The organism is Novosphingobium sp. G106 (genome assembly GCF_019075875.1).
Classification (GTDB): domain Bacteria; phylum Pseudomonadota; class Alphaproteobacteria; order Sphingomonadales; family Sphingomonadaceae; genus Novosphingobium.
Map to the genome: position 1 here is coordinate 4,792,072 of NZ_JAHOOZ010000001.1, position 15,005 is coordinate 4,807,076.

The following is a 15,005-nucleotide window of genomic DNA, read 5'->3' on the forward strand; positions in this document are numbered from 1 at the left end:
TGCATCCCTTGCGGGGTAGATCAGATCTTGATGTTGTAGAGCTTGGCTGCGTTCAGGCTCAGCACCTTGGAGCGCTCTTCCTGGGTCAGGCTCGACAGGCGCTCTTCGAGGTTGTCGATCGGGTAGAGCGAGGTCGGGTGCGGGAAGTCGGTCTCGAACAGGCAGTTGTCGATGCCGACCTTGTGCAGCATCTGCGAGACGTCCTTTTTCTCGAACCAGAAGCAGGCGTAGAAATTGCTCTTGAAGTATTCCGACGGGCGCTTCTCGAAGCCCTTGGTCTCGGCGATCTCGTCGAGCTGGTAGTCGAGCGCTTCCATCAGGAAGGGCACCCAGCCGATGCCGCTCTCGACCGAGACGAACTTCAGCTTCTTGTAGCGGTCGAGAATGCCTGAATAGATCAGGTTCGACACGGTCGCGCCGTTGTTGAAGAAGATCATCGCGCCCGAAATGCCCGAGCGCAGGTCATAGGACAGCGACGGCCAGCCCTGCTTGCCCATCCAATCGATCGCGGTTTCCGAGGCGCCGATGTGGAAGTTGATCGGGATGTCCTTGTCGTTGCAGACTTCCCAGAGCGGATACCAGTGCTCGGTGCCCAGGTCGGGGATCAGGTTGCCGTCCTCGTCCTTGCTGGTGTGCGGGTCCGAGTTGATGTTGATGCCCTTGAGGCCCATCGCCGCGCAGCGCTCGGTCTCCTTGACCGCCTGCTTGACGTCCCACCAGGGTAGGAGGGCCATCGGGAACAGGCGCTGGCCGCTCTCTTCCTGGATTTCGGCCATGGCGTCGTTGTACATCTGGACCACGGCCAGACGCAGCTCGGGGTCGACACGTGCCGAGGCCTGGCCGCCGAAGCCGAGGATGTTGGGATAGACGATCTGGGCGAAGATGCCCGCATCGTCCATCACCTTCAGGCGTTCCTTGACGTTCGACGAGCCGGCGTGGACGTCCTCGAACTGCAGCTTGAGGAACTTGTCGAGGTCGCGGACCTTGCCGCCTTCCTTGAGCACCGAGCTGTTCGGATGCGCGCCGGTGCCGATCGACTTGTCGCCGTCGATCACCCAGCAGCGTTGGCCGTTGAGCATCTTCACCTGCGGCACGCGGTCGCGCAGCGAGGCGGGCGCGCGCTTGATCCACATGTCGTGCGGTTCGGTGAGGTGGGTATCGGCGTCGATGATCTTGATCGTCGACTTGGCCTGCGGGCGATCTAGGGTTTCGGTGGACATTCGCTTCTCCAATCCTGCGTTGCCGCTTCAATCGTCTCGGCGGCATCCCGCGGCAATGGCCGCCCCTCCATGTGCCATGACCGATCGTCCACGCTGAGACGGCTTGGGCCGGGCATTTCCTCCAGCTATCATGCTCGATCGTCCAGCCCGTTAGTCGCGCTTGCCGCCTAGCAGGATACCCGCCTTGGGCGTGGGTTTTCCCGATATGCGCTGGCTGGCCGCAGGAGCGCGCTGGCGCGCGAGCACCGCGGCGCTCTGGCCGGCGCGGCCCGAGAGCACGGGCGGGAAGGCCGGACCCACGGACTTGACCTCGCCGCCCGCCCGCGCGCGATCGCGCATCTGGCTGGGCGAAATACCGAAATGCCGGGTGAAGCGCCGACTGAACGCGGCTTCGGAGCCATAGCCGGCCATCTCGCTGATCTCGGCGATCTTGAGCTTGCCCTGACGCAGCAGGCTGGCCGCGTGTTCCATGCGCTGCTCGGCCACCAGTTCCATCGGCGCCCGGCCGACCTGCTGGGTGAAATGGGCGGCGAAGTTCGAGCGGCCCATGCCCACCGATCGCGCAAGCCGCTCGACAGTCCAGTTCGCAGCCGGACTGGTCTCGATCAGGCGCAGCGCATCGGCGATCGGGTCCTGCCGCGGCGGCGCGAAGAGCTGGCGGCAGCGCGGGTCGGCGCGCAGCCCGGCGACCAGCATCATTGCTGCAAGCCGCGTCAGCAGCGCGGCCGAGCCGGCGCCGATGCCGGCCAGCGGCAGCGCTTCGGGGCGCAGCAGTGCGACGAGCGGCCCGGCGTCCATCACGCTGCCTTCGCCTTGGCCCAGCGGGAGCAAGGAGGGCAGCGTCGCGCGGTTGACCTCTCCGGGCCAGGTCGCGCGCAGCTTGCCGCTGAGAACGCGCGCGGCGATGCGGCCTGAGCCGATGGCGAGGCTGGGCGGAATATCGACGCTGTCTTCGCTGCGCAGAAACTCGTGCGTCGTTGCCTGGCTGCCCGCGCTGGTGCGCAGCGCATGGGCCTCGCCCGACAGCACGATCACTGCGTCGCCGACGCCAAGCTCGATCATAGCGCCGCTGGCGCAGGCGATCCGCGCCGAGCCGTGAAGCACGGCATGGAACAGCACGGCGTCACAGGGTGCGACCGAAAAGCCGGCATCCTGGCCGACGTCGCTGTAGCACCAGGTCTGCCCGCGCAATTCGAGCGCGGACAGCAGGTCCGAAACGGACTTGTCTTCGCTCGCGGCCCGACGCTGCATGTCTCCCGAAACTCCCACAAAGAATCCGAATGCCAGTGCCTTGCACGGCTCCGTTCTGTTCGCTTCAGGATATGCCTTTGCCCGGGCGCGTCAATTCGCCTTTGACGTGACGGCCTTCGCTGGGTCAAAGCGGGGGCGGAGGACAGGAATAGATGAGTCAGACAATCGACCTGCGCATCGACGTGAGCAATGCGGTCGATCTCGACGAACCGGCGCACATGGCGGTGACGGTGGTCCTGCCCGATCCCGCCGATCTGCCCGCACAGCCCGTGGTCTGCTTCGCCAAGCCGGGCGGCGGCTATTCGCGGTTCTATTTCACCCATGCCCTGCCCGGGCCGCCCCCCGGCATCGAGCTCGGCGCCCAGGCCGACTTCCACGTGGCGCGGGGTTGGATCTTCGTTGCGCTGGACAACATCGGTTCGGGCGAGAGTTCGATCCATGATGCTTCGGCGCTCGGCTTCACCAATGTCACGCGCGCAGCGCTGGCGGCCGAACAGGAAGTGCTGCTGCGGTTGGCCAACGGCATCCTCGTGCCCGGTTATCCGCCCGTGCTGCAGCCGGTGCGGCTGGGCATCGGCCAGTCGACCGGCGGCAGCCTGACGATCGTCCAGCAGGCGCGCCACGATTGCTATGACGGGATCGGCGTGCTCGGTTTCAGCGCGGTCTACAGCCACCCCGCGACGCCGCCGGGCGAAGTGCCGATCGTCACGCCCTGGTTCTCGCGCGAGATGTCTCCGCGCGAGCCCGGCGGGATCATCAACGCCGCGGCGGTCGCGGCCGCGAGCGCGGCCAGCGCGGAAATGGCGGAGGATGCGGCCTGGGCGGCGATTGCCTGGGGCTTCCACTATGATGACGTGCCGCAGGACGTGGTCGAGCAGGACCTCGCGCACTATGAAGGCATGTCCCAGTCGATCGTTACCTCGCCGCCGCCGGCGCGCGAGCGCGACCCGGCGCCATGGAATTCCTATACCCTGCCCAACGATGCCACGCGTTTCACCTTGACCCCCGGTGCCGTAGCACCCGAAGCCGCGGCGATCGTCGTGCCGGTGCTGAGCGCCATGGGAGAGCGCGACCTCGTCGTCGATCCGCTGGGCGAGGCTCGCGCCTTCCGCTCGGCGCCGAGCTTCGACCTCTTCATCTGTCCGCGCATGGGCCATATGCACAACTTTGCGGGCTCCCGAGCGTTGTTCTGGGAACGGATCCATCGCTTTGGCGAGTGGTGCGCGGCGGCGAAGGCGCTGACCTAGATTCTGTTTCAACAGACTCGCCGAATCATTGCAGGATCAGCACAAGAACTCCCGGTTTCTAGGGGATTTCACGGGTATCTCGCAAAGGGTTCCTGGCAGAAGCTGGGGGCGCCCGATGGGATTTCGTGGCCCAGGAACCTGACGGTCCGATGCCGGTGTGCCGCATGGCAAGCCGGTCATTGGTCAGCAGGCCGAACGAAAGGAGTTGACGATGCTCTTCCCGGTAAAAAAGACTGCGGCGGCCGGTTTGGCCTTGGCGTTCGGACTGAGCCTGAGCGGATGCGCCACGACCGAATATGTCGATGAGCAGATCGCCACGGTGAACAATCGCATCGGCGCCTTGGAATCGAAAGTGGCGCAGGTCGACAGCACGGCGCAGGCGGCAGCGGGTTCCGCGCAGCAGGCGAACCAGCGGATCGATCAGCTCTCCGGCAGAATGGACGGCCTCGAACAGCAGATGGTCCTGCTGAGGCAGACGCCGAAGAAGCCGCGGAACTAGTCGCCTCCTTCGGCGCTATAAGGCTGGAGATGACGACGAGAACCATGCGCAGTGGCGTACTATCGGCATGGCTTGCGCTCGCGCTGGCGAGCTTCGCCCTCTCTTGTCCGTCAGCGGCTTCGGCAGCAAAGGTTCAGAAGGTCCAGCGGGTGCCCAAAGCGCCAGTGCCCAAGCCGCAGCCTCCGTCCCCACCGATGCAGATGTCCCAGGAGGCCATTGACGTGGCGAACTGGGTCATCGCCTCGGGCGACAACGGCGATCTGCCCTTCATGGTCATCGACAAGGTTGCCGCGGCCGTGTTCGTGTTCGATGGCCACGGCCAGGACCTCGGCGCGACGCCGGCGCTTCTGGGGATCACGCCGGGCGACGATTCTGCGCCAGGCGTGGGCGACCGCGAACTGTCCGACATCGCCCCGGAAGACCAAACCACGCCCGCCGGGCGCTTCGTCTCCAGATTCGGGATCGCCGCGGGCAATCGCAAGGTTCTCTGGGTCGACTACGTGACCTCCATCTCGCTGCATCCGGTGATCACCACGAACAAGAAGGAGCGGCGCCTGCAACGACTGAACTCGCCTTCGCCGGAGGACAACCGGATCACCTTTGGCTGCATCAACGTCCCGGCCCGCTTCTATGCGAAGGTCGTGGTTCCGAATTTCAAGGAAGGTGTCGGCGTCGTCTATATTCTTCCCGAGATCAAAACGCTGCAGGAGGCTTTCCCGGCCTATCTTGCGCAAGACGAGCCCGGTCCGCCTGCGGAGGTAGCGCATCAGGAGCCGTGATGCTGTCTCAGCGCGGTCCCTTGCGGGGTTCCGGGAACGGCGCAAAGGGATCTCTCGGCAGGTTCGACCGCCGCGCCCGCTCGCGCTCGGCCGCGGCGAGATCGGCGCGCAACCGTACCAGGCACTGATCAACCAGGGCCAGCGCGGTCCCGCTGCCAGCCAGAGACAGCCGCTCGATCTCTTCGCCCGCGAGCAGGACCTGGAGGATGCTGCCCTCGGCAAAGTCTTCGGCGAACCTGCCCACGAAGGTCGATACGAAGCCCTTGCGGCCGCGCTCCGCCGTGCCCACCGCCTTGGCCCCGCCGTAGGTCGCGCCGTTCACGATGTAGGAAATATCGTAGCGCGCATCCTGTTTCGCGCTCCACTCGGTGTTGGTGATCATGATGCGGATGTTTCCCGCGGCATATTTGATCACCATCATCTCGGTATCGCCGAGCCCTTCGTAGGTCCGCGTCATGCCGCAGCTCTTGCTGTCGCGGAAAACCTCCCAGTCGCCGCGCGTGCCGATCACTTCGGCTGCCTGCAGGGCTTGCGGAACGATGGCGAGGGCAATGGCAGCAAGGGGCAGCTTCATGCCAGGCCTCCTATCCGGCGATGACTTTCAGAAAGCGGCTGGCGACCCAGCCCGACTGGCAGGTTCCTGAATAGGCCTGGCGCCTGGCGATCGGCGTGCCCACGCCGCAGTCGAGCGAGCCGTCGGCCGGGGCGACGAGCACGCCGGTCCAGCCGCCCGGAGTCTCCTCGCAGACCCAGACCTGCTGCTCGGGGCGTAGCCGCGACAGCTCGCGCGCCGTGCTCGACGGCTGGCTGCGCAGCGACAGGAAGTTGTCGCCGCGCGGGTTGAGGCCGGTCACTTTCGAAACGGTCAGGCAGGCGTCGAGATCGTCCCGCCCGCCAATCATGACCGGCCGCTCGGGCTTCAACGGCGCCGCATTACCCATTAGAGCAGCAGCGCCGGAGATCGCCAGGAGCGGACCGGCCTTCATGGTCAGATCCCCATGCAGAGGTATTTGGTCTCCATGAAATCCTCGAGACCGTATTTCGAGCCCTCGCGGCCGAGGCCCGACATCTTGATGCCGCCGAAGGGCGCGACTTCGGTGGAGACGAGGCCGGTGTTGATCCCGACCATGCCCGCTTCGAGCGCCTCGGCGACGCGCCAGACGCGGCTGAGATCGCGCGAATAGAAGTACGAAGCCAGGCCGAACTCGCTGTCGTTGGCAAGGCGGATCGCCTCGGCCTCTTTCTTGAAGCGGATCACGCCGGCGAGCGGGCCGAAGGTCTCCTCGCGCGCGAGCTTCATGTCGGCCTTGACGTTGGCGATGACGGTCGGCTGGAAGAAGGTGCCGCCCAATGGGCTGCGCGCGCCCCCGGCCAAGACCTTGGCACCGCCGGCGAGCGCGTCGGCCAGATGCTCCTCGACCTTCTCGACCGCGGCTTCGTCGATCAGCGGGCCGGCGTCGACGCCTTCGTCCATACCGTAGCCGACCTTCATCGCCTTGACTCGCGTGGCCAGCTTGCTGACGAATTCGTCATAGACCCCGTCCTGGACATAGAACCGGTTGGTGCAGACGCAGGTCTGTCCGTTGTTGCGGAACTTGGAGATCATCGCGCCTTCGATCGCGGCGTCGACGTCGGCATCGTCGAACACCAGGAACGGTGCGTTGCCGCCCAGTTCCATCGAGCACTTCTTCACCGTTTCGGCGCTTTCGCGCAGCAGCTGGATGCCGATCTCGGTCGATCCGGTGAACGTGATCTTGTGGACCGTGGGGTTGCGCGTCAGTTCGCCGCCGATCTGGCCGGCGCTGCCGGTGACGACGTTGAACACGCCAGCCGGAATGCCCGCCATCTCGCAGAGTGCGGCGATCGCCAGCGCCGAATAGGGCGTCGCGGTCGCGGGCTTGAGCACCATCGTGCAGCCCGCGGCCAGGGCCGGACCGAGCTTGCGCGTGACCATGGCATTGGGGAAGTTCCACGGCGTGATCGCGCCGACCACGCCGAGGCCCTGTTTGAGCACGACGATGCGCTTGTCGGCGGCATGGCTTGGGATCACGTCGCCATAGGCGCGCTTGCCCTCTTCGGCGAACCATTCGATGAAGCCGGCGCCATAGGCGACTTCGCCCTTGGCCTCGGTGAAGGGCTTGCCCTGCTCGCGGCTGAGCAGTTCGCCCAGCGCGTCCTGATGCTCCATCATCAGGTCGAACAGGCGGCGCATCAGCTTGGCCCGCTCGCCCGCGGTCTTGGCGCGCCATGCCGGCAGCGCGGCCTGGGCCGCTTCGATCGCGCGGCGCGTCTCGTCGGTGCCCATCTTCGGGATGGTGCCGAGCTTGCCACCCGTGCCGGGATCGGTGACGTCGATAGTCCCCCCGCCATCGGCGTCGCACCATTTGCCGTCGATATAGCACTGCTGCTTCAGAAAATCTTTGTAGTTCATGTGGTTGCTCCCCACGCATCGTGCCCCGGCTGGCGCCGGCCGATTCCATAGCCCCGCCTTAGGCGCGGCCCGCGGCCGAAGGCAACATCGCAGCGGCGGTAACAGCCTTTGACGATCGGGCGCAGTACCCTATTTGTCAGGCGGTAAACCGCCGGGGCCGATCCCGGCGCAGGTAATTTTGGGATCAGGAGCACAGCATGGGTACGTCGGACAGCGCATTCTCGGTCGATCCGGAAATCATGGCGCTCGTTTCCAAGGCGCGGGTCGCGCAGGCGGACTTCGAGGCCTTCGGCCAGGAACAGGTCGACGCGATCGTCCGCGACATCGGCAAATACGTCTACGACAATGCCGAGAAGCTGGCGCGCATGGCGGTGGATGAGACCGGCATCGGCAATTTCGAGGACAAGGTCCTGAAGAAGAAGGGCAAGGCCCGCGCGATCTGGAACAGCCTGAAGGGCAAGAAGAGCCGCGGCATCATCGGCGAGGACGAGGAGAACAACATGGTCTTCGTCGCCAAGCCGATGGGCGTGGTCGGCGCGGTGACGCCGATCACGAACCCGGTGGTGACGCCGATGTGCAACGGCATGTTCGCGCTCAAGACCGGCAATGCCGTGATCTTCGCGCCGCATCCCAAGGCGCAGCAGTGCGCCGAGCACCTGACCGACGCCTTCCAGGACATCGTGCGCAGGCATGGCGGGCCGGAGAACCTCGTCCAGGTGGTCAGGAACGGCTCGATCACCAAGACCCAGCATCTGATGGAATCGGTCGACGTCGTCGTCGCCACCGGCGGCGGGGCGATGGTGAAATCGGCCTATTCGTCGGGCAAGCCGTCGTTCGGCGTCGGCGCGGGCAATGTCCCTGTGATCATCGACCGCGGCGTCGACCTTGCCGACGCGGTGGGCAAGATCGTCACCGGTGCCTCGTTCGACAACGGCATCATCTGCAGCCACGAGCAGTTCGTGCTCGCCCCGCAGGAGCAGTTCGCGGAGACGGTCAAGACCTTTACCGACACCGGCAAGGTCTGGTTCACCGACGACGAGGCGCAGATCCAGGCGCTGCGCGAGGTGGTCTTCCCCGGCGGGCACCTGAACAAGGACGTAGTCGGCATTTCGGCGCGCGAGGTCGGCAAGATGGCCGGGATCGACGTGCCCGAGACCGCGCGCATCATTCTGCTGCCGGCCAAGGGTGCGGGCGTGGACGACATCCTGGCGCGCGAGAAGCTCTGCCCGGTCGTCGCTATCCTGCCCTACGAGACCTTCGAGGAGGCCGTGCAGAAGGCCAAGGCCAACCTCATCGTCGAGGGCGCAGGCCACTCAGCGGCGCTGCATTCGAACGACGAGGCGAACATCCGTCACGCCGGGCTCGAACTGCCGATCAGCCGGCTCGTGGTCAACCAGCCAAGCTCGCTGACCGCGGGCGGTTCGCTGACCAACGGCTTTGCGCCAACGACGACGCTCGGCTGCGGGTCATGGGGCGGCAATTCGATCTCCGAGAATCTCGACTACAAGCACCTGATGAACGTCTCGCGCATCGGCAAAGTCATCGCCAACAAGCCGGTGCCGACCGACGAGGAAATCTGGGCCTGAGGCGATAGCGGGTCGTCCCGGCTGCGATCCGGGACGACGCTATGAGCGCGTGAGTCTCGTTGACGAATGGCCGTCGCTTAGCTATTTTGCTTTTTCGAATAAGAATTCGTTATTACGAATTTCACCGGGAGAGAATTGCGTGAGCTACGCAGGCTATATCGATGGCGCTTTCGTTTCGGGCGAAGGCCAGAGCTTCATCGTCGAGAACCCGTCGGACGAATCGGTCGTTGCCGAACTGCGCGGCGTCAGCACGGGCCAGGTCGCCAAGGCGATCGCGGCCGCGCGGACTTCGTTCGACGATGGCCGCTGGAGCGGCCTCACCATGAAGCAGCGCGGCGAAACCATGCGCCGTTATGCCGAAGCGCTGCGCAAGCGTGCTGGCGCGCTGCACGAATTCGCCATCACCGAGGCCGGCTGCCCTGTCTCGTCGACCGTCATGGGCGCACAGGTCCACGCGCCGCTGCGCATGACCGACGAGATCGTCGACATGTTCCTGACTCTGCCGGAGCATGAAGAGAACCCCCTGCCGCTGCACGAGCGGGTGAACCCCTATTTCTCGGTCCAGAGCCTCAAGCTCTACCGTCCGCTGGGCGTGGTCTCGGCGATCTCTGCCTACAACGTGCCGTTCTATACCGCCTTCTGGAAGGTCGTCCCGGCGCTGATGGCCGGCAATTCGGTCATCCTGCGGCCCAACCCGCTGACCCCGCTTTCCTCGCTGATCTTCGCCGAAGCGGCCGAGGAAGCCGGCATTCCCGCAGGCGTGATGAACGTGATCATCGAGCAGGGCCTCGAAGGCGGCCAGATGATCTCGACCGACAAGGCGGTCGACATGGTCAGCTTCACCGGTTCGTGCACGGTCGGCGCCAAGGTCGCCGAGCAGGGTGCGCCGACGCTGAAGCGGCTCGTGCTCGAGCTCGGCGGCAAGTCGGCGGCGATCTTCCTGCCCGATTCGGTCGAGCGCGTCGCCGCGCACGGCTTCCAGGTCTGCACTTCGCATGCCGGCCAGGGCTGCGTGCTCGGTACGCGCGTCTTCGTGCCGCAGGAGAAGAAGGCCGAAGTGCTCGAAGCGATGGCGGCCGCGGTCGCCGATGTGAAGATCGGCCCGGCGCGCGATCCCGACACCGTGCTGGGCCCCGTTATCAGCGCCGCCCAGCGCGCCCGCGCCGAGCACTTCACCGCCGCGGCCGTGGCCGCCGGTGGCCGTGTCGTCGCGGGCGGCAAGCGCCCCGCGGGTCTCGACAAGGGCTATTACTTCGAGCCGACGATCCTCGACGTGCCTGACAATTCGAACCCGGCGGCGCAGGAGGAGATCTTCGGTCCGGTGGTCACGGTCATCGGTTACAAGGACCTCGACCATGCGGTCGCCATGGCCAACGACAGCCAGTTCGGCCTGTCCGCCTGGGTCACGGGCAAGGACAAGGTCGCCGCCTTCCAGACCGGCCTCAAGATCCGCTCGGGCGCGGTCAACGTCAACGGTGCGGTCATGTCGAGCTACGCCTCGGGCGGCGGCATCAAGATGAGCGGCCTCGGCCGCGAGCGCGGCAAGGAAGGCCTGCGCGAATTCCAGATGGTCACGACGTTCAATCTGGGCGGCTGATCTTCGCTTCACAGCATAAAGCCACAAAAACTACGGGATAGGGAATAGGCAGATGCAAGGACTTCTCGAAGGCAAGGTTGCCGTCATCACGGGTGCGGGTTCGGGCGTGGGCCGCGCGGCGGTGAAGCTCTGGGCCGAACACGGCGCCAAGATCATCGCCGCCGACATCAACCTGCCGAGCGCTGAGGAATCGGTTCAGCTCGCCGGGGCGCAGCAGGGCCAGATCAAGGCGGTGCAGTGCAACGTCGCCGATCCCGATTCGGTCGATGCGGCGGTCGCGCTCGCGGTTGCGACCTTCGGCCGGCTCGACGTGATCTACAACAATGCCGGCATCACGGTGAACCCCGTGCCGGGCGTGGGCCTGCGCAAGCTGGTCGACCTGCCGCACGACGAGATGCGCAAGGTCGAAGAAGTGAACATCAACGGCGTCGTCTTCGGTGCCCAGGCGGCGATCCGCCAGTTCGACAAGCAGGGTGGCGGCGGCGCCATCGTCAACACCGCTTCGGTCGCCGGAATGATCGGCTACGGCGGCGTGCTCTATGGCGCGACCAAAGGCGCCGTGATCGCGTTGACCCGCACCTTGGCGATCGAAGTCGCCGACAAGGGTATCCGCGTGAACTCGGTCTGCCCCGCTGGCATGCTGACGCACTATTCGGGCATGGATCCCGACAGCGAGAACAAGGACAAGATCCTCGAAGGCATGGGCAAGGCGCATCCGCTCGGCAAGGCGATCGACCCGGCCGACACGGCGGCGGCCGCGATGTTCCTGGTCTCTGACCTGGCGTCGAACATCACCGGCGTTTCGCTGCCGGTCGATGGCGGCCTGACCGCCGGCCGCAAGGTGGGAGGCTGATCGATGGCGACCTGTCCCGTTTCAGGCGGCGCGACGTCGAACGCACTGGCCTCACTGGTGTCGGACAACCCGCGCTACGACGAACTGTTCAACATGAAGAAGCAGTCGGCGAACGTCGGCGTCGACATGGAGCGGGACTACACCCAGGACATGAACCGGCTGCGCGACAGCTCGGCGGTGCACAAGGGGTCGCTGCGTGAATTGCTCGGCGTGCCTGAGATGCCCGGAATGCACGGGCCGGAGCGGGAGAGCTATACCTTCTTCTCCTACCGTTCCTGCGAGGTGGGCTTTCGTGAGAACCTGATCTTCTCGTCCGAAGGCTATAACGAGAGCGCCGGGGTGCGGACGATCGGCAAGACGATCCTGTCGATGGTCGGCAAGCCGCACAAGCGCCTGCGCTCGGCAGCGCAGCCACTGTTCAAGCGCCCCAAGGTGCTCGACTGGTGGAACAAGCGCTGGATCCAGGAAACGGTCGACGCGCTGCTCGACAGGATTCAGGATCAGGACGCCGTCGACCTCAATTCCGAGCTCTGCGCTCTGCTGCCGATGGCCACGGTCACGCGAGCGATCGGGCTCGAGGGCGCGAACGTCATCGAGTTTCGCTATCAGCTTGATCGCGCGACCTTTGGTGCCGCTCGGCTTCCAGCCGAGGAATCGGCGGCGTCGCGCGCCTGGATCGACAAGACTCTGCGCGATCTCATCGCCGAGAATGCCACCAATGCCGGCGACAATCTCATTTCGGGCCTGATCAAGGCCGAGATCGTCGACGAGGACACCGGCGACAAGCGCCCGCTGACCGAGGACGAGATCTTTGGCTACTGCAAGCTGGCGATCTTCGCCGGCGGCGGCACGACCTGGCGCCAGCTTGGCATCACCATCGACGCGCTGATGAATCACTACCACTTCTGGGAGGCCGGCGTGAAGGAACGCGGCCTGCTCGACCAGGCGGTGGAAGAGGGCCTGCGCTGGCGCGCGACCGATCCCGTCTTCCCGCGTCTCTGCATGGAAGACACCGAGGTCGAAGGCGTGTTGGTCCCGGCCGGCAGCCGCGTCCACATGTGCCTCGGCGCGGCGAACCACGATCCGGCGGTGTTCAAGAACCCGGAGGAATATGACATCTTCCGCGACAAGAGCCACCAGATGGGCTTCGGCTTCGGCCCGCATCGCTGTCTCGGCATGGACGTCGCCCGGCAGGAGATGATCGTCGCAATCAGCGGTCTGATGGACCGGTTTCCCAAGATGCGGCTCGATCCCGACCAGCCCAAGCCGGTCTATCGCGGGCTCGACCACCGCGGCGTGTCGGCGGTGACGGTGCGGTTGAAATGACTGGTACGATGAAGCAGGTCGTCCTTGCGGCCTACGCCAAGGGCAATCCCAGGCCGACCGACTTCCGTGTCGAGCAGGCGCCGATCCCGGCGGCGGGCGATCGCGAGATTCTGCTCAGGACCCTGTGGCTCGCGGTCGATCCGCTGTTCCGTTTCGCGATGGACGAAGTTCGCCTGTCGGGCGCGCTTCACCTCCAGCTCGGTGACGTGATGGCCGGCGCGACAGTTTCCGAAGTCGTCGCCTCGAACCATCCCGACTACAAGCCCGGCGACGTGGTCGAGGGCCGCACCGGTTGGCGCGAATATGCCGTCGTCGCGCCCGATCAGGCAGACTACCGCGGGCCGCCACGCAAGCTCGACACCAGTCTGGCGCCGGTCTCGACCGCGCTGGGCGCACTCGGCATGCCCGGGCAGACCGCTTACGGCGGCATCGAGACGCTGCGGATCAAGCCGGGCGAGACCGTCGCCATTTCCGCCGCGGCCGGCGCGGTGGGCTCGATCGCCGGGCAGATCGCGAAGATCCTCGGCGCCAAGGTTGTCGGCATCGCCGGTGGGCCGGGCAAGGTGAAGGCTTTGCTCGACCTCGGCTTCGACGGCGCGGCCGATTACAAGGCCGCCGACTTCGCCGCCCAGCTCAAGGCGGCGGCGCCGAACGGCATCGACTGCTATTTCGACAACACCGGCGGCGACGTGACGCTCGAAGTGTTCAAGCACCTCAACCGCGGCTCGCGCATGGCGATGTGTGGCTACATCGCCTACTACGGCATGGGCATGGAAGGGCCGGGGCCGGACCATATGCCGGCGCTCTACCGCACGATCATGGGCACGGGCCTCGAGATTCGGGGCTTTGCCGGCGTTTTCGCAGGGCCGGAAGCGCTCGAAAACATCGCTCGCTGGATATCCGAAGGTAAGATCACCTACCCCGAAGCCGTCGTCGAGGGCATCGAAGCCGCGCCCGAAGCCTTCGCCAGCGTGTTCTCGGGCAATTCGTTCGTCGGAAAACTGCTGGTCAGGATAGCAGACATCGCTTGAAATGCCGGCGAAAGGGGAACACTTTACTAAGCATGGCTAGTAAAGTTCTCCCCCCGCCGCCCAAGTCGACCGCCAATCCCGCGCCGGCCCGCCCGAGCAATTCGGTTCGCCGCACGTCGAGCATCGACGTCTCCTGGCCCGATGGCGAAACGGGCGGCCGGCTGTTCGTCGGCCGCGTGCGCGACTATCTGACGCCTGTTGCAGGCGCGCCGGGCCGGGTGCTCGACCAGGCCGAATTCCGCGCCCGGCTGACCGACGACAAGACGATCACCGCGATGGAGGTTACGCCATCCTTTGTCGGGGCCGAGCGTCTCTTGGGCATGCGCGGCGGCAATCACCTGCGGCTGTTTATCAAGGAGACCTTGCCCGAGCTGATCGAATCGGGCGCGCCGATCTACCTCGCGCTCGACGACATTTCGGGAACCGCGCTGGTTTCCGCCTTCGCCTGGTCGCACTGGCATGGCGACTTCCTCGAGCGGATGCGCGAGCGGATGGGCGAGGAAGAGCTCGCCAAGCTGATGTCCGATCGGGTCAACGTCTGCTGGGGCCTACAGGAAGGCAACAGCGGCGTTTCCGGCGATGGTCCGAAGCGCGACGTCGCCGAAACCAACGCCGGCGACGTGCGCAATCCGGCGGACCCCGAAGGTTGGCACGAGCTCTACGATCCGCAGGGGCCAGGCTTCCGCCGCGCGCGGCGCATCGACGTTACGCGCGATCCCTCGGGCCTGATCCGCGTCGACGCGGCGTTCCAGGACAGCGTGGCGATCAAGACCGGCGGCCGCGGTGCGATCCACGAATACAACCTGAGAGTGACCGCCGATGCCGAGACGCTCGAGATCCTGACGCTTGAGCCCGAGGCGCGCATTCTGCCGTTCTCGGAATGCCCGGGCGCGATCCACAATGCGAAGCGGCTGATCGGCACGCGCATCACCGACGTGCGCCAGTCGGTCCTGGCCGAACTGCGCGGACCCCAGGGCTGCACGCACCTCAACGACGCTCTGCGCGCGCTCGCCGAGGTGCCCAAGCTGGCGGGCTATCTGCAGACGGAAGCGGCCTGAGGGGCGCTACCGCTACTAGGCCGTCGCCCCTGCGAAGGCAGGGGGCCAAGCAGCGCTGCCTCGGAAAGCATGATCTCCAGACCGAGAGCTTGGCTGGGCCCCTGCTTTCGCAGGGGAGACAGAGTTG

The 15,005-nt window shown here is 65.7% G+C and carries 14 protein-coding genes; 9 read left to right on the plus strand and 5 right to left on the minus strand.

Annotation, left to right across the window (positions count from 1 at the left end):
* Nucleotides 1-20: 20 nt before the first annotated feature.
* Nucleotides 21-1,220 (minus strand): amidohydrolase family protein, encoded by a 1,200-nt coding sequence (locus tag KRR38_RS23140; protein WP_217405830.1) that lies wholly within the window; start codon nucleotides 1,218-1,220, stop codon nucleotides 21-23.
* A 150-nt stretch (nucleotides 1,221-1,370) separates the two neighbouring features.
* Nucleotides 1,371-2,471: an AraC family transcriptional regulator gene (locus tag KRR38_RS23145; protein WP_217405831.1), complete on the minus strand. Its 1,101-nt coding sequence runs from the start codon at nucleotides 2,469-2,471 to the stop codon at nucleotides 1,371-1,373.
* Nucleotides 2,472-2,623: 152 nt separating this feature from the next.
* Here KRR38_RS23145 and KRR38_RS23150 point away from each other — a divergent pair, with 152 nt between their 5' ends.
* From KRR38_RS23150 to KRR38_RS23160, 3 genes are all read left to right on the plus strand, one after another.
* Nucleotides 2,624-3,718 carry a hypothetical protein gene (locus KRR38_RS23150; RefSeq protein ID WP_217405832.1) on the plus strand — a complete coding sequence of 365 codons (1,095 nt, stop codon included), beginning with the start codon at nucleotides 2,624-2,626 and terminating at the stop codon, nucleotides 3,716-3,718.
* 157 nt (nucleotides 3,719-3,875) lie between these two features.
* Nucleotides 3,876-4,217 carry a hypothetical protein gene (locus KRR38_RS23155; protein WP_309141123.1) on the plus strand — a complete coding sequence of 114 codons (342 nt, stop codon included), beginning with the start codon at nucleotides 3,876-3,878 and terminating at the stop codon, nucleotides 4,215-4,217.
* 164 nt (nucleotides 4,218-4,381) lie between these two features.
* A complete protein-coding gene (locus KRR38_RS23160; RefSeq protein WP_309141124.1) occupies nucleotides 4,382-4,996 on the plus strand; it encodes a hypothetical protein in 615 nt (204 codons plus the stop codon).
* Nucleotides 4,997-5,003: 7 nt separating this feature from the next.
* On the opposite strand, the gene KRR38_RS23165 is transcribed toward KRR38_RS23160, so the two are convergent.
* The 3 genes from KRR38_RS23165 to KRR38_RS23175 are packed head-to-tail and all read right to left on the minus strand — an operon-like array spanning nucleotide 5,004 to nucleotide 7,427.
* Nucleotides 5,004-5,570, minus strand: coding sequence for a hypothetical protein (locus KRR38_RS23165; protein WP_217405833.1), 567 nt, complete (start codon nucleotides 5,568-5,570; stop codon nucleotides 5,004-5,006).
* A gap of 10 nt (nucleotides 5,571-5,580) precedes the next feature.
* Nucleotides 5,581-5,982 carry an SH3 domain-containing protein gene (locus KRR38_RS23170; protein WP_217405834.1) on the minus strand — a complete coding sequence of 134 codons (402 nt, stop codon included), beginning with the start codon at nucleotides 5,980-5,982 and terminating at the stop codon, nucleotides 5,581-5,583.
* Between the two features lie 2 nt (nucleotides 5,983-5,984).
* Nucleotides 5,985-7,427, minus strand: coding sequence for an NAD-dependent succinate-semialdehyde dehydrogenase (locus KRR38_RS23175; RefSeq protein WP_217405835.1), 1,443 nt, complete (start codon nucleotides 7,425-7,427; stop codon nucleotides 5,985-5,987).
* 197 nt (nucleotides 7,428-7,624) lie between these two features.
* On the opposite strand from KRR38_RS23175, the gene KRR38_RS23180 reads away from it, so the two are divergent.
* The 6 genes from KRR38_RS23180 (at nucleotide 7,625) to KRR38_RS23205 (ending at nucleotide 14,878) form a co-directional block, all read left to right on the plus strand.
* Nucleotides 7,625-9,013 (plus strand): aldehyde dehydrogenase family protein, encoded by a 1,389-nt coding sequence (locus tag KRR38_RS23180; protein WP_217405836.1) that lies wholly within the window; start codon nucleotides 7,625-7,627, stop codon nucleotides 9,011-9,013.
* A gap of 139 nt (nucleotides 9,014-9,152) precedes the next feature.
* Nucleotides 9,153-10,610, plus strand: coding sequence for an aldehyde dehydrogenase family protein (locus KRR38_RS23185; RefSeq protein ID WP_217405837.1), 1,458 nt, complete (start codon nucleotides 9,153-9,155; stop codon nucleotides 10,608-10,610).
* 52 nt (nucleotides 10,611-10,662) lie between these two features.
* Nucleotides 10,663-11,463 (plus strand): SDR family oxidoreductase, encoded by an 801-nt coding sequence (locus KRR38_RS23190; protein ID WP_217405838.1) that lies wholly within the window; start codon nucleotides 10,663-10,665, stop codon nucleotides 11,461-11,463.
* 3 nt (nucleotides 11,464-11,466) lie between these two features.
* Complete coding sequence (locus KRR38_RS23195) at nucleotides 11,467-12,789, plus strand: cytochrome P450 (RefSeq protein WP_217405839.1); 1,323 nt, start codon at nucleotides 11,467-11,469, stop codon at nucleotides 12,787-12,789.
* 8 nt (nucleotides 12,790-12,797) lie between these two features.
* Nucleotides 12,798-13,820 carry an NADP-dependent oxidoreductase gene (locus tag KRR38_RS23200; protein WP_217405840.1) on the plus strand — a complete coding sequence of 341 codons (1,023 nt, stop codon included), beginning with the start codon at nucleotides 12,798-12,800 and terminating at the stop codon, nucleotides 13,818-13,820.
* A 32-nt stretch (nucleotides 13,821-13,852) separates the two neighbouring features.
* Entirely contained in the window at nucleotides 13,853-14,878 is a 1,026-nt protein-coding gene (locus KRR38_RS23205) for a DUF2889 domain-containing protein (RefSeq protein WP_217405841.1), read from the plus strand.
* The last annotated feature ends 127 nt before the right edge of the window (nucleotides 14,879-15,005 follow it).

Coding starts and splice junctions, on each gene's coding strand:
- KRR38_RS23140 (WP_217405830.1), bottom strand. CDS start 1,220: ATGTCCACCGAAACCCTAGATCGCCCGCAGGCCAAGTCGACGATCAAG.
- KRR38_RS23145 (WP_217405831.1), bottom strand. CDS start 2,471: ATGCAGCGTCGGGCCGCGAGCGAAGACAAGTCCGTTTCGGACCTGCTG.
- KRR38_RS23150 (WP_217405832.1), top strand. CDS start 2,624: ATGAGTCAGACAATCGACCTGCGCATCGACGTGAGCAATGCGGTCGAT.
- KRR38_RS23165 (WP_217405833.1), bottom strand. CDS start 5,570: ATGAAGCTGCCCCTTGCTGCCATTGCCCTCGCCATCGTTCCGCAAGCC.
- KRR38_RS23170 (WP_217405834.1), bottom strand. CDS start 5,982: ATGAAGGCCGGTCCGCTCCTGGCGATCTCCGGCGCTGCTGCTCTAATG.
- KRR38_RS23175 (WP_217405835.1), bottom strand. CDS start 7,427: ATGAACTACAAAGATTTTCTGAAGCAGCAGTGCTATATCGACGGCAAA.
- KRR38_RS23180 (WP_217405836.1), top strand. CDS start 7,625: ATGGGTACGTCGGACAGCGCATTCTCGGTCGATCCGGAAATCATGGCG.
- KRR38_RS23190 (WP_217405838.1), top strand. CDS start 10,663: ATGCAAGGACTTCTCGAAGGCAAGGTTGCCGTCATCACGGGTGCGGGT.
- KRR38_RS23195 (WP_217405839.1), top strand. CDS start 11,467: ATGGCGACCTGTCCCGTTTCAGGCGGCGCGACGTCGAACGCACTGGCC.
- KRR38_RS23200 (WP_217405840.1), top strand. CDS start 12,798: ATGAAGCAGGTCGTCCTTGCGGCCTACGCCAAGGGCAATCCCAGGCCG.
- KRR38_RS23205 (WP_217405841.1), top strand. CDS start 13,853: ATGGCTAGTAAAGTTCTCCCCCCGCCGCCCAAGTCGACCGCCAATCCC.